Source organism: Pseudomonas sp. DP-17, assembly GCF_022380625.1.
GTDB classification, from domain to species: Bacteria; Pseudomonadota; Gammaproteobacteria; order Pseudomonadales; family Pseudomonadaceae; genus Pseudomonas; species Pseudomonas nitroreducens_A.
The window spans coordinates 14,721-30,510 of sequence record NZ_JAKSXG010000007.1 but is presented as its reverse complement, the minus strand read 5'-3'; the positions used below and the strand labels follow the sequence as shown (position 1 = coordinate 30,510).

Sequence of the window (15,790 nt, the reverse complement as noted above, 5' to 3'; positions counted from 1 at the left end):
AGAAACGAAAACCTGCCGACTTTTCGAGAATTATTTTCATTGTCCCGCTTGTGGCGCTCGACGCCTCAACGCGGACCCACCGTCACCCAGTAGCGCGTGCGGCGCTGGACCGTCACCGGCAGGCTGTCCTGCAACATCGCCAGCACCTGGTCGGTGTCGCCCAGCGGGTAGGAACCGCTCAGGCGAATCCCCGCGACCGCCGGATCGCAGCGCAGCAGGCCGGGACGATAGCGGTCCAGTTCGGCGAGGAAATCCGCCAGGCGCATGCGCTTCGCCACCAGGTAGCCGTCGACCCAGGCGCCGTCGCTGGCCTCCAGCACCTGCGGCGCGGCGACGCCAGTCGCACCGATACGCGCCTGCCACCCCGCCTCGACCACCCGCCCCTCGCCCCCTGTCATCGCGCGGGCGGCGACGCGCCCCTGGCTGACCGCGAGCAAGGTGCCACGCCCATCGTTCTCGCGGCGCACACGGAAACGCGTACCCAGCGGCTGCAGGATGGCGTCCTCGCTGATGACCCGCAATGGCCGTCCCGCCGCATCGCGCGCCGTGAGAATCTCGATTTCGCCGTAGCGCAGGCGCAGTTCCCGGGCGCTGTCGGTGTAACGCAGGTCCACCGCCGTGGCGGTGTTGAGCCACAGCCGGGTGCCGTCGGGAAGCACCTGCTGCGAGCGCTCGCCGGTGCTCGTGCGGTGGTCCGCCAGGGCACCCTGCACCCACGGGGTGTCGCGGCCTTGCCAGGCCAGGCCGCCGAGCAGGCCGAAGCTGACCAGCACCTTGAGCGCCTTGCGCCGGTCCATCTCGCTGTAGTGGCGGCGCCCGGCCAGCTGCCGCGCCAAGGGGTCGGCCAGCCGGCCGGCGTGGCGCTGCAGGTCGAGCGGGATGCTGCTCAGTCGCTGCCAGGCGCGCTCATGCTCGCTGTCGGCCTCGCGCCAGGTGCGCAACTGGCGCTGCTCGGCGTCGCTCATGCAGCCCGACTGGGCCAGGGTGAACCAGGCGATCGCCTGGTCACGGATGTCCGTCGGGATCGGGCGGCCATCACTGTCGCAGGACAGGGCGCTCATTCGAAGCGGCTCGCGTAGCAGGCGGCGAAGGCCTTGCCCATCGCCTTCTGCACCTGGTTGACGCTCAGTTCCAGGCGCTGGGCTATCTGCGGATAGGTCAGGCCGTCCAGCTGCGATAGCAGGAAGATCTCCCGCACCTGCGGGGCAAGGCCGTGCAGCAACTGGTCGATCTCCACCAGCGTCTCGATCAGCAGCAGGCGCTCTTCCTCGGAGGGTGCCACGGCTTCGGGGCGCGCGGCCAGTGCTTCCAGGTAGGCACGCTCCACCGCCTGGCGCCGCCAGCGGTTGATCAGCAGGCTGTTGGCGATGGTCGCGAGGTAGGCCAGCGGCTGGCGCAGGTCGGCCAGGGAGCTGCGCGAGCGCATCACGCGCACGAAGGTGTCCTGGGCCAGGTCCTCGGCGTCCGCGTGCTCGCCCAGACGGCGGCGCAGCCAGCCCTTCAGCCAGCCGTGGTGGGCAATGTAAAGCCGCTCAACACCCCTTTCGAATGCCCGCTCGCTATCCATGGACTTCCAGCTTTGTTAAACATGATAATCGTTCTCAACAATACTGGATTACCCCGGTTCTGCGCAATCGGGCCGAGCGACCGGCCCAGGACGACGCGGACTTCGGCGCCCTTGGGGCTCCGGTCAGGCGCAGGCCTCGGCCGCTGCTTGTGCATCTTCATCCTTGCGATGCATCCATCGATACAAGGCCGGCAGCACCAGCAGCGTGAGCGTGGTGGACGACAGGATGCCGCCGATCACCACCGTCGCCAGCGGCCGCTGCACTTCCGCGCCGGTGCCGGTGGCCAGGGCCATCGGCACGAAGCCCAGGGAAGCCACCAGCGCGGTCATCAGCACCGGGCGCAGGCGGGTCAGCGCGCCCTCGCGGATCGCTTCGTCGAGGCCACGTCCCTCCTCCCTCAGGCTGCGGATGAAGGAGATCATCACCAGGCCGTTGAGCACCGCCACGCCCGAGAGCGCGATGAAGCCGACGCCGGCGGAGATCGACAGCGGAATGTCCCGCAGCCACAACGCGACCACTCCGCCGGTGAGGGCGAAGGGGATTCCGGTGAACACCACCAGGCCATCCCGGACGTTGTTGAACATCATCAGCAGGAGCGTGAAGACCAGCAGCAATGCCACCGGCACCACGATCTGCAGGCGCTGGGCCGCCGACTGCAGCTGCTCGAACTGGCCGCCCCAGGTGGTCCAGTAGCCGGCCTGCAGCTTCACCTGCTGCCCGATGCTGCCGCTGGCCTCCGACACGAAGGAACCGATATCCCGCCCGCGCACGTTGGCGCTGACCACGACGAGACGCTTGCCGTTCTCGCGGCTGACCTGGTTCGGCCCCTGCACCAGCTCCAGGCGCGCCACTTCGCCCAGGGTGATGAAACCGATCCGTGAGTCGGCGGCGTTGGCCGGAGCCGGCACCGGGATCAGCATGCGCGACAGGGCGTCGATATCGCTGCGCAGGTTCTCTGGAAGGCGCACGATCAGGTCGAAGCGGCGGTCGCCCTCGAACAGCGTGCCGGCCTCGCGGCCGCCGATGGCCACGGCGACGTTGTTCTGGATGTCGCCGACATTCAACCCGTAGCGCGCCGCGCGCTGGCGGTCGATGTTGACGGTGAGCACCGGCAGGCCGCTGGTCTGCTCGACCTTCACCTCGGACGAACCCTGCACCTGACGTAATACACCGGCAATCTGCTCGGCAGTCTGGTTCAACACGTCCATGTCATCACCAAAGACCTTCACCGCCACGTCGCTGCGCACCCCGGAAATCAGCTCGTTGAAGCGCAGCTGGATGGGTTGCGACAGTTCATAGGCGCTCCCCGGCACGCCGTTGGCGGCGGCCTGGATTTCCGCTTCCAGTTGCGCGCGGGTCTTCTTCGGGTCGGGCCACTGATCCTTGGGCTTGAGCATCACGTAGGCGTCGGAAATGTTCGGCGGCATCGGATCGGAGGCGATCTCGGCGGTACCGGTGCGGCTGAACATGCGCTGCACCTCCGGCACCTTGTCGAGCACCTGGCGTTCCAGTCGTTCCTGCATGGCCACCGATTGCGACAGGCTGGTGCCCGGCGTACGCAGCGATTGCAGGGCGAAGTCGCCCTCGCCCAGGCTTGGCACGAACTCGCTGCCCATGCGGCTCGCCAGCAGCCCCGACAACACCACCAGCACGGCGGCGCCGGCGAACACCAGCGCGCGGCGCGCCATGACCCAGTCCAGCACCGGCTCGTAGGCACGGCGCGCATTGCGCATCAGCAGGTTTTCCCCTTCCTTCACCTTGCCGGTGATGAACAGCGCGATGGCCGCCGGAACGAAGGTCACCGAGAGGATCATCGCCCCCAGCAACGCCAGCACCACGGTGAAGGCCATGGGATGGAACATTTTCCCCTCGACGCCGGTGAGGGCGAAGATCGGCAGATACACCACCATGATGATCAGCTGCCCGTAGATCAGCGCCCGGCGCGCTTCCTTCGATGCCGCGAAGACTTCGTGCAGGCGCTCGCTACGGGTCAGCAGGCGGCCGTGGTGCTGCTGGGCGTGGGCCAGGCGGCGGATGGCGTTCTCGACTATCACCACGGCGCCATCGACGATGATGCCGAAGTCCAGCGCGCCGAGGCTCATCAGGTTGGCGCTGATGCGGTTGCTGAACATGCCGGTAAAGGTGAACAACATCGCCAGCGGGATCACCATGGCGGTCATCAGCGCCGCGCGGATGTTGCCCAGGAACAGGAAGAGCACCGCGACCACCAGGATCGCGCCCTCGGTGAGATTGCGCTTGACCGTGGCGATGGCCTTGTCGACCAGTTGGGTGCGGTCGTAGACGGTCACCGCCTTGACCCCGGCCGGCAACGTGCGGTTGATCTCGTCCAGCTTGGCGGCAGCAGCCTTGGCGACGGTGCGGCTGTTCTCACCGATCAGCATGAACACCGTGCCGAGCACCACTTCGCGGCCGTCCTCGGTGGCGGCGCCGGTGCGCAGTTCGCGACCGAAATCGACCTCGGCGACGTTGCGTAGGCGGATCGGCGTGCCGTCGACATTGGCGACCACGATGTTGGCGATGTCTTCCAGGCTGCCCACCTGCCCCGGTGCACGCACCAGCAATTGCTCGCCGTTGCGCTCGATGTAACCGGCGCCGACGTTGGCGTTGTTACGCTCCAGCGCGGCGATCACATCGGCCAGGGTCAGCCGGTAGGCTGCGAGACGGCGGGTGTCCGGGGCGACCTGGAACTGCTTGGCGAAGCCGCCGATGGTGTTCACCTCGGCCACGCCCGGCACGTTGCGCAGCTGCGGCTTGATCACCCAGTCCTGGATCACCCGCAGGTCGGTGGGCGTGTACTCGCTGCCGTCCTCCTTGCGCGCGCCCTGTTCGGCCTCGATGGTCCACAGGAAGATTTCCCCCAGGCCGGTGGAAATCGGTCCCATGGCCGACTCGACGCCCTCCGGCAATTGCTCACGGGCCTGCTGCAAACGTTCGTTGACCAATTGGCGAGCGAAGAACAGGTCGGTGCCGTCCTTGAAGATTACCGTCACCTGCGACAGCCCCGAGCGCGAGATCGAGCGGGTCTGCTGCAGGCCCGGCAAGCCTGCCATGGCCGTCTCCACCGGGTAGGTGACGCGCTGCTCGGTCTCCAGCGGAGTGAAGCCCGGCGCCGAGGTGTTGACCTGCACCTGCACGTTGGTGATGTCGGGCACCGCGTCGATGGGCAGCTTCTGGTAGCTGGCGATGCCCAGCCCGGCCATGCCGAAGACGGCGAGCAGCACGAGATAACGCTGCTCGATGGCGAAGCGAATGATGCGTTCGAACATGCTCTCGCTCCGTCAGTGCGCGTGGGACGCCGAGCTCTTGCCCAGCTCGGACTTGAGGACGAAGCTGCCTTCGGCCGCCACCTGGTCGCCGACGGCAAGCCCGGCCAGCACCTCGACCTGACCTGCGCTGCGCGCGCCGAGATCGACCGGACGCGGGTCGAATCCGTCGACGCTGCGCACGAAGACGCTGGGCTTGCCTTCCACCTCCTGGATCGCCTGCTCCGGCACCGCGACCGCCACCTGGCGCGCGCTGCTGCTCACCCGCACGTTGACGAACAGCCCAGGGCGCCACGCCCCATCGGGGTTGGCCAGGGTGACGCGGGCCACGGCGCTGCGGGTCTGCTCGCCGAGCAGGTTGCCGACATAGCTGACGCGACCGTCGACCTGCATGCCAAGGTCCGCCGCCTCCACCCGCGCCGGCTTGCCCACCTGCACCCGCGCCAGGTCCTGCGGCGCCACGCTGAAACTGGCCCAGACCCGCGACAGGTCGGACAGCGTGAAGGCAGCCGTGGTCTCGCTGACCACCTCGCCCGGCACCAGGTGCTTCTCCACCACCACGCCGTCGAATGGCGCACGCAGTTCATAGCGATTGCCACCGGCACTGGCCGACACGCCGCTGAGGGCGTTGGTCTTCTGCTGCGCGTTGGCCAGGGCGATGCGCGCCTCTTCCAGGTCCTGGCGCGCCTGCAGGTAGTCCTGCTCGGCGGAAATCTTCTCCTGCCACAGCTCCCGCTCGCGTTCGAAGGTCTTGCTCGCCAGGCTTACCCGGCGCTGGGCAGCGGCCAGCTCGCTGCGCAGCTCGGACACCTGCTGGCTGGCGATCACCGCCAGCAGCTGGCCCTTCTTCACGCTTTGCCCGAGCTCCACCGACACCGCTTCCACCACGCCAGGGGTGCGCGGCACGACGTGCGCGGTGCGGTCCTCATCGAAACCGATCTCGCCGGGCAGGCTGAAGGCTTCGTTGAGCGCCTGGGGGCCAGCGGTCACCAGCTGGATGCCGGCAGCCTCGATCTGCGCGGGGTTCAGGTGCAGACCTTCCTCTTCGGTTTGCGTTTGCGTGGCGACGTGATGTTCGCCGTCGGCATGGCTCGCCGCTTCGGCGTGACGGGTGGGCGCGGCGCTGTTGTGGTGCTCGCCGTCGGCATGGGTGGCATCGTCGAGGTGCTTGCCGTCGGCCTGTTCGCTTCCCATCCAGGCGTAGGCGCTGACGCCTAGGGCGGAGGCCAGCAGGACGGCAGCGGCAAGCGGGGTTTTCTTGATCATGGAAGCTCCGGGAAAAGTCCGGCGGTGTCGCGCCGTGGCGCGGGCACCGCCAGGTAATGGAGGGTGCTGAAGAGGTCGTGGATACACCAGTGCGCAGGCAGGCTCACGGTCGGTGCGGCGGCGGATGGCGTCAGCGTCATGAGCAGCAGGCCGAGCCAGGCGCAGCGGGCTCTAAAAGGCCGCGCCGACATCGCCGTAGACCCGTTCGATCCGCCCCCAGGCATCGCTGACCTGGGCCAGTGCGCGCAGGTACTGGTCGCGGGCAGTGATCAGGGTGCGCTGGGCATCGAGCACTTCGAGGAAGCCGAACTTGCCCATCTCGAAGCCGCGCGTGGCGCTCTCCACGGCGGTCTGGGCGCTGGGCAGGATGGTCTGGCGGAATGCGTTCACCTCGCCCTGGGCGGTACTCCACTGCTGCAACGCCTGCTGGGTTTCCTGGCGCAGACGCAGCTCGGCGGCATTGCGCAGGTCGCGGGCCTGATCGGCGCGGCGCGACTGCGCGAGGATGTTGCCCTGGTTGCGGTCGAACAGCGGCAGCGGCAGGCTGAAGCCGATCACCGCGATGCGGTCGCGGTTGCCCTGCTCGACCGCTTCCTGGCTACCCAGGCTGACATCGAGGTCGGGAATGCGCTGGGCCTTCGCCAGGCGCACGGCGGCTTCGCCTTCGTCGATGCGGATCTGCGCCAGGCGCATTTCCGCGCTGTCGCCGAGACGACGCAGCAGCTCATCGGGGCTTGGCAGCGCGGGCAAGGGCCGCGCGCTGTCGTTGCGCACACCGGTGAAGTCCGGCAATGCGAGCCCCATCAGCGCGGCCAGCGCCTGATTGGCGTCGGCCCGTTCGCGACGGGCGCGGTCCTGTTCCAGGCGCACCTCGGCCAGTTGCACTTGCGCGCGGTTGGCCTCCAGCGGCGGCGCCTTGCCGGCACGCACACGCCCCTCGGCAGCGACTACGCCCCGTTGCGCCAGCTCGACGGACTGTTGCGCCAGGCGCTCGCGTTCCTGGGCGCGCAGGGCGGTGTAGAACACCGCGATCACCTCGCCGCGCAATTGGTTGCGTCGAGCTTCCAGACTCAGCGCCGCCACGTCCTGGCCGCGCTCGGCCAGTTCCACCCGCGCGCCACGCTTGCCGCCCAGTTCCAGCGGCTGGCTGATGCCGAGGGTGGTGGTGCGATTGCGGGAATCGGTGCCCTCCTGTTCCCAGGACAGCGTCGGGTTGCGCAGCAGGCCGGCCTGTTCTCGCAGCCCCTGGGCGATGCCGATTTCCCGGCCGCTGGCCGCCAGTTCGGGGTTGCTGCTGGCGGCGGCCTGCAGCGCATCCCCAATGCCGATTTCCCGGGCTGCCGCCCAGCCAGGGAGCTGCCAGAGCAACAGCGCCAGCAGCGTTGCCTGCGCGGCGAATGCAGAACGTCTTGAAAGCACGGCGAACCTCGCAAGGTGGAGTCAACTTCGACGGCATGCCGTCATGTCCACGGCGAATCTAGAAGTGTCTCTCTAGCGACAAGGTGACTGGATAATTACAAACATGTAATTGGCCATCCGCCGACTTCCCGTTGTATCTATTTAAAAAGAGCCCGAGCCTCTTCCAGGTAACTTGAGGAAACAATTAAGCGCACTTTCCCCAGCCTGCGGTCTTTCTGAAAATCCTTTCAGACCAGAGACCTACAGAACTTTCTGTTTTCCTCTCCAGGATCACGAGTGCGACATCGCCACGGTTGACCCTGAAGTCGCTACAGCCTCTAGACTGCGCGCATTTTTCTCCGGCGCTTCAAACTTTCCCGTATCTGCGGCACCTCTTTCCACGTCATTACCGGGTAACTATCCATGAAAATCCTGCTCATCGAGGACGACCACAAGACAGCCGATTATCTGCAACAGGGACTGAACGAAAGCGGATATGTCGTCGACCGCGCCGACAACGGCGTCGACGGCCTGCACCTGGCCCGGCAGTGCGCCTACGACCTGGTCATCCTCGATGTGAACCTGCCGCAGATGGACGGCTGGGAAGTGCTGGCCAGCCTGCGCCAGCACAGCGACATCCGCGTGATAATGCTCACCGCCCGCGGCCGCCTCACCGAGCGGGTGAAAGGCTTCGACCTGGGCGCCGACGACTACCTGCTCAAGCCTTTCGAATTCCCCGAACTGCTGGCCCGCGTGCGCTCGCTGATGCGCCGCAGCGAACGCATCGACCAGCCGCAGGTACTGGAGATCGGCGGGCTGGAGCTGGACCCCGGCCGCCACCGCGCCTACCGCGACAGCCAGCGCATCGACCTGACCAGCAAGGAGTTCGCCCTGCTGCACCTGCTGATGAGCCGCAGCGGCGAAGTGCTTTCGCGCACGCAGATCATCTCGCTGGTGTGGGACATGAACTTCGACTGCGACACCAACGTGGTGGAGGTCACCATCCGCCGCCTGCGCGCGAAGATCGACGATCCCTTCGCCGACAAGCTGATCCACACCCTGCGCGGAGTCGGCTACGTGCTGGAGTCCCGCGCATGAAACCGGCCAGCCTGTCGCTGCGCATCGGCCTGTGGGTCGGCGTGCTGGGTTCGGTGCTGATGCTCCTGCTGCTCACCCTCGCCTACCTCGCCCTCGACCATCAGCTGGACCAGCGCGCCCATCGCGAGCTGGAAGACAAGCTCGGGCAACTGCGCCACGCGCTGGAGGCCGACCCCGGCCTGGCCGCCCTGCCCCTGCGCGGCCATGCCCTGCAGGACCAGTTGATGGGCCACGCCAACCTCAGCGCCGCGCTGCTGGATGAACAGCGCGGGCGGCCGGCACAATTCAGCAACGGGCCGAATGCCGATCTGCCGATACTCGACGAGTTCGCCGGCAATGGCCGCGCCTTCGGCTGGACCTCGGCGGACGGCCGCCGCCTGCTCACCGAACGCAGTCTGATCCGCCTGCGCGACGGCAACACCCTGCGGGTATTCCTGAGCCTGGATCGACGCGATGACGACGCCCTGCTCGGCGCCTTCCTGCGCTCAGCCTGGCTGGCGGTGCCGCCGCTGCTGCTACTGATCGCCCTCGGCGCGCGCCTGGTGGCCAAGCGCGGCCTGCTGCCGTTGCGCCAGTTCGGCCAGGTCGCCTCGCGGGTCACCACCCAGGACCTCAGCCACCGCATTGCGCTGCAGGACCTGCCACGGGAACTGGGCAAGGCCGCGCGGGCACTGAACCTGATGCTGCACCGGCTGGATGGCGGCGTGCAGCAGCTCACGCAGTTCTCCGACGACATCGCCCACGAGCTGCGCTCGCCCATCGGCAATCTGCTGGGCAAGGCTCAGGTCACGCTGTCGCGGCCACGGCAAAAGGAAGAGTACGAGGCGGTGCTGGCAGCCAGCACCGAGGAGCTGGAACGAGTCGGGCGGATCGTCAGCGACATGCTGTTCCTCGCCCAGGTCAGCCACCCACGCGCATTGCTGCCGCAGGAGCCGGTGCGGCTGGAGGAGGAAGCGGCGAAGGTCGCCGAGCTGTTCGACTTCAGCGCCGAGGAGAAGTCGCTTTCCATCGTCATCGAAGGTCACGGACTGGTCCTGGGCGACCGCCTGATGATCCAGCGCGCCATTTCCAACCTGCTCTCCAACGCCATCCGCCACACCCCCGAGGGCGAGTGCATCAGCGTGCAGGTGCACGACCACGGCGAGGCCGTGACGCTGCAGGTGCAGAACCCCGGCCCGGGCATTGCCGCCGAGCATCTGGAGCATCTGTTCGAGCGTTTCTACCGGGTGGACAAGGGTCGCTCGCGGGCACAGGGCGGCACGGGCCTGGGGCTGGCCATCGTGCGTTCGATCATGGAGCTGCACCTGGGCAGCGCCTGCGCGCAGAGCTCGGAGGAAGGGCCAACGCGCTTCCTCCTGAGGTTTCCTGCGTCACCTGACTGATCGCCGTCCAGCTCAGGATCAGCGGGTGGCGCGGCAGGCGACACGCTCGGTGCGGTATTCGATGGCCTGCTCGTCGCCGAAGGAATCCTTGTAGCGCAGCTGCACCGGCACCACACCGCAGTCGGCGCTCATCGGCGTCACCGCCACGACTTCGGCAATGTCCAGGTTCATCCCGTAGGTGTACTGCTTTGCCTCGGCGATCTGCGTCGGCGTGGGCGCACTCTGGCGGGCCTGCATGGCCTGCTGGCGGGCCTGTTCCATACGGGAGAAGGTGATGTCGCCGCCACCATCGGCCATGGCCAGGGAGGAAGCCCCCAGCAGGGCGGCAGTCAGGAAGATGCGGGGAAGTTTCATGGCAGTCACCTCGTGGTGGTTGAAAGTGACTCCACCTTAAGCGGCCGCCGCTAACGGGAAGCTGAGGCTGGGATGACGATTCGGTTATCGAGTTCGGAGGCGGCATAAAGAGGTTTCCACCACTCATCCGTGCAATTTCCCACAGGTGAACTCTCGGCGTCTGACAACTGTCTGTGTGCTGTCGGCCCACCGGGTGGGATTTATGGCCATTGGCCACCCGGACAATTCTGAATAAGTCACCCGGCCGACGTTTTCGCTCCCGCAAGGCGGGTTTCGTTCCAAGTCATGTGAAGATTGCCCATGTCCCTATCGCGTTGCCTCCCCGCACGAATTTCTTCCCTGCAGACCCGCGCCCTCGGTGCCTGTCTGTTCGTCGGCCTGCTGGCCACCGGCGTCCCGGCCCAGGCCGAGGAGCCCGCCAGCAACGCGCGCTGGGTGAACGACAGTCTGAGCACCTACGTGCGCAGCGGGCCCACCGATGGCTACCGCATCGTCGGCACCCTGACCTCCGGGCAGAAGGTCCAGCTGGTCAGCACTTCGGGTGACTACAGCCAGGTGCGCAGCGACAGCGGCAACACCGTGTGGATCGCCAGCAAGGACCTGCAGGACAAGCCCGGCCAGGCCGAGCGCCTGCCGGCGCTGGAACAGAAGGTCACCGAGCTGACCACCCAGTTGCAGACCATTGACGACTCCTGGAAGAACCGCGTGCAGGGCATGCAGGAGACCCTGGATGCGCGCAAGAAGCTCATCGATGAACTGCAGGCCGCGCGCAGCGCGCTGGACGCGGAGCTGAGCCAGGCGCGCTCGCAGCTGCGCGACGCCCAGGCGCAGCTGGGCGACGAGAACAAGCAGGTGCTGATGCGCTACATGGCCTACGGAGGCAGCATCGCTGGCGCCGGCCTGCTCGCCGGACTGATCCTGCCGACCATGTTGCGTGTGCGCCGCAAGCGCAGCACCGAGTGGGTCTGACGCCTCACACACGAGACTCGGCGCAACACCCCACCCGATCGCGGACAGAGTTCCGCTCCTACGCCTGAATCAGCTTCACGTAGGAGCGGACTCCCTCCGCGATGGCCCCGCCGCCATTGCCAACCTCACCGGGGCGATTCCATCCCGAAACAATGCCGTGCCTGCGGGAACTGGCGTTCGCGCACTTCGCTGGCAAAGCGTCCGGCCGCCGCGCCGATCAGCTCGTCCAACCGCACGTACTGCTCGGCGAATCGCGGGATCTGCTCGCCGGAAAGCCCCAGCATGTCCTCGGTCACCAGCACCTGCCCGGCGCAGGCGGGTGAAGCGCCGATGCCGATCACCGGGATCTCCAGCCGCTCGCAGACCTGACGCGCCACCGGCTCCAGCACGCCTTCGAGCACCACGCTGAAAGCCCCGGCGGCAGCGATGGCATCCGCGTCGCGCAGTACCCGTGCAACGCCGGCTTCTTCCTTGCCTTGTACCTTGAAGCCACCGAGGGCATTGACCTTCTGCGGCATCAGGCCGATATGCGCCATCACCGGTATACCGCGCTCCACCAGGAAGGCGATGGTCTCGGCCATCTCCGCGCCACCTTCCAACTTCACCGCCTGCGCGCCGCTTTCGGCGAGCACCCGCGCGGCGGCGAGGAAGGCCTGCTGCGGCGAGGCCTGGTAGCTGGCAAAGGGCAGGTCCACCACCACGCAGGCCCGTTGCGAGCCGCGGACCACTGCGGCGCCGTGGGCGATCATGGTGTCCAGGCTGACAGCCAGGGTGTGCGGCATGCCGTAGAGCACCATGCCCAGCGAATCCCCGACCAGCAGCACATCGACGTGCGGGTCGAGCAGACGTGCCATGGGCATCGAATAGGCAGTCAGTACGACCAGACTGCCGGGTTCGCGGCGTTGGCGGATGTCCAGGATGGACAGGCGTTGTTGCGGGCGATGGCTGCTCATGGGGTTCTCCACGGATGGCTGATATTGGCCGGGGAAGACGCTACCATCGGCCCTCCATGACCCACTTCCGACAGTGAGACAAGCTATGCCGTCAGCGGGACAGGATGCTCTGGCGCTTCCCGGCTTCACCTCGCTGCCCCGTCCCGTGTGGCTGCGCGCCTTTGACATGCCCGCCGGCCACCGGGTGGAGCCCCATTCCCATCCCTGGGGCCAACTGATGTATGCCGCCAGCGGCGTGCTCGAGGCGACGACCGAGGAGTACGCCTGCGTGATTCCGCCCCGCCGTGCGATGTGGTTGCCGGCTGGCGTGCGGCATAGCGCGCGGGCCCGCACGCTGGTGGTACACCGCAGCTTCTACCTGGCGCCGGAGCTGGCCGTCGGCCTGGGCCCGTGCCGCGTGCTGGAAATCTCGCCGCTGCTGGACAACCTGATCCAGCGCGCCAGCGAGTTTTCCCGCGACTACCCCGACGAGGGGCCGGAAGCCCGGCTCATGCAGGTGCTGGTGGACGAGCTGCATGGCGCGCCGGACTCCGGCCTGGCCCTGCCGCTACCCCGCGATGCCCGTCTGCGGCGCGTCACCGATCACCTGCAGGAGCACCCCGGCGAGCGCCTGGGGATCGAGGATTGGGCGCAGCGCGTCGGCGCCTCGCGGCGGACCCTGGCGCGGTTGTTCCGCGACGAAACCGGGCTGTCGTTCCGCGAATGGCGCGAACGCGTGCGACTGCTCGCGGCGCTGCCAAGGCTGGAGCGCGGCGAGTCGGTGACACTGATCGCCGGCGAGCTGGGTTATGAATCCACCTCGGCGTTCATCGAGTTGTTCCAGCGCCAGCTGCACATCTCGCCCGGCGCGCTGGCACGGCAGATGCGGGCAGGGAGCCATTCCGGTCCAACTTGAGGATTTCTTATGTTCATCGCGAGAACATTGAGTTTGTCTCATGAACGGACCGCCAGGAGAATCTCGCCATTCGCTGATTCACTGGAGAGATTCACATGGCACTGGCACACAACCTCGGCTTTCCCCGCATCGGCCGCGACCGCGAGCTGAAGAAAGCCCAGGAGGCCTTCTGGAAGGGCGAGCTGGACGAAGCCGGCCTGCGCGCCGTCGGCCGCGAACTGCGTGCCGCCCATTGGCAGGTGCAGAAGAACGCCGGCATCGAGTTGCTGCCGGTGGGCGACTTCGCCTGGTACGACCAGGTGCTGACCCACTCGCTGACCTTCGGCGTCATTCCGGAACGCTTCCGTACCCATGGCGAGGCGAAGCCGACCCTGCAGACCCTGTTCGCCATGGCACGGGGCATCAGTGCAGGCTGCTGTGGGGCTCACGCTCAAGAGATGACCAAGTGGTTCGACACCAACTACCACTACCTCGTCCCGGAGTTCAGCGCTGACCAGCAGTTCGAGCTGAGCTGGGAACAACTGTTCGAGGAAGTGGAAGAAGCCCACGCACTCGGCCATGCAGTCAAACCGGTGGTGATCGGCCCGCTGACCTACCTCTGGCTGGGCAAGACCAAGGGCCGCGATTTCGACAAGCTCGACCTCGTCGAACGCCTGCTGCCGCTCTACGGCCAGATCTTCCGCCGCCTCGCCGCGCAGGGTGTGGAGTGGGTGCAGATCGACGAGCCGATCCTCGCCCTCGACCTGCCCCAGGACTGGAAGAACGCCTTCGAGCGCACCTACAACCTGCTGCAGAGCGAGCCGCTGAAGAAGCTGGTGGCCACCTATTTCGGCGGCCTCGATGACAACCTGGGCCTTGCCGCCGGCCTGCCGGTGGACGGCCTGCACCTTGATCTGGTTCGCGCGCCGGAGCAGTTCCCGACCATCCTCGACCGCCTGCCGGCCTACAAGATCCTCTCCCTGGGCGTGGTCAACGGCCGCAACGTCTGGCGCTGCGACCTGGAGAAGAGCCTGGAAGTGCTGCGCCATGCCCATGACCGCGTGGGTGATCGCCTGTGGGTCGCGCCGTCCTGCTCGCTGCTGCACAGTCCGGTGGACCTGGAGCGCGAGGACCAGCTGGATGCCGAGCTGAAAAGCTGGCTGGCCTTCGCCGTACAGAAGTGCGCCGAAGTCGCCCTGCTCGCCCGTGCCGTCAATCAGCCCGGGGATTTGGAAGTCATAGCCGCGCTGGAGCAGAGCCGCACCGTGCAGGCCGGCCGCGCCGCCTCGCCGCGCATCCACAAGCCGCAGGTGCAGGCCCGCCTGGCCGCGGTGAAAGCCGCCGACAGCCAGCGCCAGTCGCCCTTTGCCGAACGCATCGTGCAGCAGCGCGCCGGCCTCAACCTGCCGGCCTTCCCCACCACCACCATCGGTTCCTTCCCGCAGACCTCCGCGATCCGCCTCGCGCGCCAGGCCTTCAGGCAGGGCAAGCTCAGCGTTGCCGACTACACCGAGGCCATGCACAGCGAAATCCGCCACGCCGTGGAGATTCAGGAGAACCTGGGGCTGGACGTGCTGGTACATGGCGAGGCCGAGCGCAACGACATGGTCGAGTATTTCGCCGAGCAGCTCGACGGCTACCTCTTCACCCGTTTCGGCTGGGTACAGAGCTACGGTTCCCGTTGCGTGAAACCGGCGGTGATCTTCGGCGACCTGAGCCGGCCGAAAGCCATGACCGTGGAGTGGATCCGGTATGCCCAGAGCCTTACCAGCAAAGTCATGAAGGGCATGCTGACCGGCCCGGTGACCATGCTGATGTGGTCCTTCCCGCGCGAGGATATCGCTCGCGAAACCCAGGCGCGCCAGCTGGCCCTGGCGATCCGCGACGAAGTAGTGGACCTGGAGGCCGCGGGCATCCGCATCGTGCAGATCGACGAAGCCGCGTTCCGCGAGGGCCTGCCGCTGCGTCGCAGCGACTGGGGCCGCTATCTGGACTGGGCCACCGAAGCCTTCCGCCTGTGCGCGTCCGGCGTGCGCGACGAAACGCAGATCCATACCCACATGTGCTACAGCGAATTCAACGACGTGATCGAGTCCATCGCGGCGATGGACGCCGACGTCATCACCATCGAGACGTCGCGCTCGGACATGGAGCTGCTGGAAGCCTTCGAGAAGTTCGAATACCCCAACGAGATCGGCCCGGGCGTCTATGACATCCACTCGCCGCGCGTGCCGGCCAAGGACGAGATGGTCAAGCTGCTGCGCAAGGCAGCGCAGCGCATTCCCGCCGAGCGCCTGTGGGTCAACCCGGACTGCGGCCTGAAGACCCGCGCCTGGCCAGAGACGGAAGCGGCGCTGGTGAACATGGTCGCGGCGGCCCGCGAGCTGCGCAAGGACGTGGCGCTGCTGGGCTGACCGGCCTGCCGCTGTTCGTAGGATGGTGTGGAGCGCAGCGATACCCATCGCCCCCGCGCAACGACAGCATGGGTATCGCAAGCTCCCCCCATCCTACGATCTACACACGACATCGGATTCGTAGGAGCGGACTCCGTCCGCGATTGACATCCGCTCGCAGCGGAACAACGACGAACACCTGCTCTGCTGCACCGTAACGACCCGGCAGATGAGCGCATCGCCGGACAGGC

At 67.1% G+C, this 15,790-nt stretch carries 12 protein-coding genes; 5 read left to right on the top strand and 7 right to left on the bottom strand.

What is annotated here, in order from left to right; genetic code table 11:
* Positions 1-65: 65 nt before the first annotated feature.
* From MJ122_RS12480 to MJ122_RS12460, 5 genes are all read right to left on the bottom strand, one after another.
* Positions 66-1,061, bottom strand: coding sequence for a FecR domain-containing protein (locus MJ122_RS12480; protein WP_239744388.1), 996 nt, complete (start codon positions 1,059-1,061; stop codon positions 66-68).
* On the bottom strand, positions 1,058-1,567 hold the full coding sequence (locus MJ122_RS12475) for a sigma-70 family RNA polymerase sigma factor (protein ID WP_239744387.1): 510 nt from the start codon (positions 1,565-1,567) through the stop codon (positions 1,058-1,060). The genes MJ122_RS12480 and MJ122_RS12475 overlap by 4 nt, the downstream gene beginning before the upstream one ends.
* Positions 1,568-1,690: 123 nt before the next feature.
* Positions 1,691-4,855: a CusA/CzcA family heavy metal efflux RND transporter gene (locus MJ122_RS12470; RefSeq protein ID WP_239744386.1), complete on the bottom strand. Its 3,165-nt coding sequence runs from the start codon at positions 4,853-4,855 to the stop codon at positions 1,691-1,693.
* A gap of 12 nt (positions 4,856-4,867) precedes the next feature.
* Entirely contained in the window at positions 4,868-6,118 is a 1,251-nt protein-coding gene (locus MJ122_RS12465; RefSeq protein ID WP_239744385.1) for an efflux RND transporter periplasmic adaptor subunit, read from the bottom strand.
* Between the two features lie 171 nt (positions 6,119-6,289).
* Complete coding sequence (locus tag MJ122_RS12460; RefSeq protein ID WP_239744458.1) at positions 6,290-7,498, bottom strand: TolC family protein; 1,209 nt, start codon at positions 7,496-7,498, stop codon at positions 6,290-6,292.
* Between the two features lie 441 nt (positions 7,499-7,939).
* On the opposite strand from MJ122_RS12460, the gene MJ122_RS12455 reads away from it, so the two are divergent.
* Both MJ122_RS12455 and MJ122_RS12450 read left to right on the top strand, forming a co-directional pair.
* On the top strand, positions 7,940-8,614 hold the full coding sequence (locus MJ122_RS12455) for a heavy metal response regulator transcription factor (RefSeq protein ID WP_239744384.1): 675 nt from the start codon (positions 7,940-7,942) through the stop codon (positions 8,612-8,614).
* Positions 8,611-9,996, top strand: coding sequence for a heavy metal sensor histidine kinase (locus MJ122_RS12450; protein WP_088417084.1), 1,386 nt, complete (start codon positions 8,611-8,613; stop codon positions 9,994-9,996). Before MJ122_RS12455 ends, MJ122_RS12450 begins: the two co-directional genes overlap by 4 nt.
* 18 nt (positions 9,997-10,014) lie before the next feature.
* Here MJ122_RS12450 and MJ122_RS12445 read toward each other — a convergent pair whose 3' ends face one another.
* Positions 10,015-10,350, bottom strand: a complete 336-nt coding sequence (locus MJ122_RS12445; RefSeq protein WP_239744383.1) for a co-regulatory protein PtrA N-terminal domain-containing protein — start codon at positions 10,348-10,350, stop codon at positions 10,015-10,017.
* 300 nt (positions 10,351-10,650) lie between these two features.
* Here MJ122_RS12445 and MJ122_RS12440 point away from each other — a divergent pair, with 300 nt between their 5' ends.
* Positions 10,651-11,319 carry a TIGR04211 family SH3 domain-containing protein gene (locus tag MJ122_RS12440; RefSeq protein WP_239744382.1) on the top strand — a complete coding sequence of 223 codons (669 nt, stop codon included), beginning with the start codon at positions 10,651-10,653 and terminating at the stop codon, positions 11,317-11,319.
* 125 nt (positions 11,320-11,444) lie between these two features.
* Here the strand turns inward: MJ122_RS12440 and panB are convergent, their stop codons facing one another.
* Entirely contained in the window at positions 11,445-12,272 is an 828-nt protein-coding gene (gene panB / locus MJ122_RS12435) for a 3-methyl-2-oxobutanoate hydroxymethyltransferase (protein WP_239744381.1), read from the bottom strand.
* A gap of 85 nt (positions 12,273-12,357) precedes the next feature.
* Between panB and MJ122_RS12430 the strand changes: the two genes are divergently transcribed.
* Positions 12,358-13,167, top strand: coding sequence for a helix-turn-helix transcriptional regulator (locus MJ122_RS12430; protein WP_239744380.1), 810 nt, complete (start codon positions 12,358-12,360; stop codon positions 13,165-13,167).
* A 95-nt stretch (positions 13,168-13,262) separates the two neighbouring features.
* Positions 13,263-15,560 (top strand): 5-methyltetrahydropteroyltriglutamate--homocysteine S-methyltransferase, encoded by a 2,298-nt coding sequence (metE, locus tag MJ122_RS12425; protein WP_239744379.1) that lies wholly within the window; start codon positions 13,263-13,265, stop codon positions 15,558-15,560.
* Positions 15,561-15,790 lie beyond the last annotated feature (230 nt).